Here is a 1,102-nt window from a genome sequence, read left to right on the forward strand (position 1 = left end):
GCGGGCTTCGATCCCGTTAGTCAGGTTATATCGTTAACTTGTACCAAGAACAGTTCCTTCACCATTGGTTTAAACGATGGCGTAAATGCTTCAGGAGGCCAACGAAGGATGGCATCTGATGGTAACTATTTGGATTATGAAATCTATAAGTCTTCATCGACGGAGCGCTGGGGCTCGGCTGGTGCTGAGCGCCGCGAACAGAGCGATGTCGATACTGGCGACGCCATTCCAGATGGTATCACTCCACAGAACTACAATTATCGCGCACAGATAATGACAAGCCAAACTACCCCTCCAGCGGGCACTTATACCGACTCAATAATCGTTGATGTTCAATTTTGAGCATCATATCAATTGCATGACTAGAGGAGTTGATTCCAAAGTTTGTTTGCAATCATAGTTTCCACTCTGTAACGACCGAATCCTGTGAGATTAGTATGGCTTTGCTTTTACAACACTTCACTTGAAGGGATAAGGAAAATCATGAAAAAGTCACTTACAGCGATTGGATTGTCTTTGGTATTCGTTGGTTCGGCCAACGCAGCAAACTGGGGTTACGAAGGAAGTCACGGACCAGAGCATTGGGGCGAGTTTGCTTCTGAATGTGCGCAAGGTAAAAACCAAAGCCCGATTGATATTCATGCGGCGACGCAAGCTGAATTAGCAAAACTGCAATTGGATTACCAAGGCAAAGTGGTTGCGCTAACAAACAATGGTCACACATTGCAAACCAGCATTGAGGGAGAGAATGTTCTGACCATTGATGGCAAAGCGTTTGCTTTAAAGCAGTTTCATTTCCATACACCATCTGAAAACCATGTCGACGGCAAATCTTACCCATTGGAAGCGCATTACGTCCATGCCGATGAGCAAGGCAATTTAGCAGTAGTGGCGGTATTTTTTGAACAAGGCAAAGCCAATCCGGCGTTGGCTAATCTGCTAGAAAATGTGCCGGAAAGAGATCAAAACGTAGCGATTCGCGCTCCTTTCGATGCAAACGCGTTGATTCCTAGAGACAAAGATTACTACCGATTTAACGGCTCGTTGACCACGCCACCATGTTCAGAAGGCGTGCGTTGGCTTGTGATCAAAGATCCACAAA

At 45.8% G+C, this 1,102-nt stretch carries 2 protein-coding genes; both read left to right on the forward strand.

Annotation, left to right across the window (positions count from 1 at the left end; translation table 11 throughout):
* Positions 1–342 (forward strand): spore coat U domain-containing protein (locus R8O11_RS25105; protein ID WP_318194595.1); only part of this gene is annotated, 342 nt, incomplete at its 5' end.
* Between the two features lie 141 nt (positions 343–483).
* Positions 484–1,102, forward strand: a 619-nt coding sequence (locus R8O11_RS25110; protein ID WP_318194596.1) for a carbonic anhydrase, incomplete at its 3' end; no start/stop codon positions are given.

The sequence above is a fragment of the Vibrio sp. 1288 genome (genome assembly GCF_033344475.1).